The organism is Ferroacidibacillus organovorans, assembly GCF_001516615.1.
GTDB lineage: Bacteria > Bacillota > Bacilli > Alicyclobacillales > SLC66 > Ferroacidibacillus > Ferroacidibacillus ferrooxidans_B.
The window spans coordinates 1-531 of the sequence record NZ_LPVJ01000050.1 but is presented as its reverse complement, the minus strand read 5'-3'; the positions used below and the strand labels follow the sequence as shown (position 1 = coordinate 531).

General features: G+C 53.7%; 1 pseudogene. It reads right to left on the bottom strand.

Annotated elements, in window-relative coordinates:
• Window positions 1-412 (bottom strand): annotated as a pseudogene (locus ATW55_RS10745) (integrase); the annotation flags it as partial.
• Between the last annotated feature and the right edge of the window lie 119 nt (window positions 413-531).

Sequence of the window (531 nt, the reverse complement as noted above, 5' to 3'; positions counted from 1 at the left end):
CGGCCTGACGAAGATGCCTGGCCAGCGTGCTCACCGCCACAGTTCCGGGTGCAGCCGCACCTTGCGCTTCGAGCAGCAGGATGATCTGCTCAACGCTACGTTCTGGGCGCTCAGCCCGAAGTTGTGCAGCCCTGTTCAAAACGGTTTCAGGCAAGCGCATATTCCCCTTGTCATTACGCTCTTTGGGCATTAATGCCTCGTAGCCACCCTTTCTGTACAGCGCAAGATAACGCTCCAGACTTCGTACACTTACACGCCTGCTTGTGCTGCCTGGAATATCGTACTCCCGTGAGCTCACCTCACGCAGAAATACCCCAAGTTCCCCAGGTGTCAGCGGCGTCTGCCGACTCACCACGGGAGCGATGAGGCTGTACCGAAAGCTGGCAATTTGTTCTCTTGACCCCTTTGTCATTGGGATCTTCCTCCTTTTTTTCGGGCTATGAACCCATTTTCGTAGGAATCGGAGGAAGGCTCCATAGACACATTTTGTGGGGAAGTTCAGTTTGCAAAATATTGATTTGAGTGACGTAG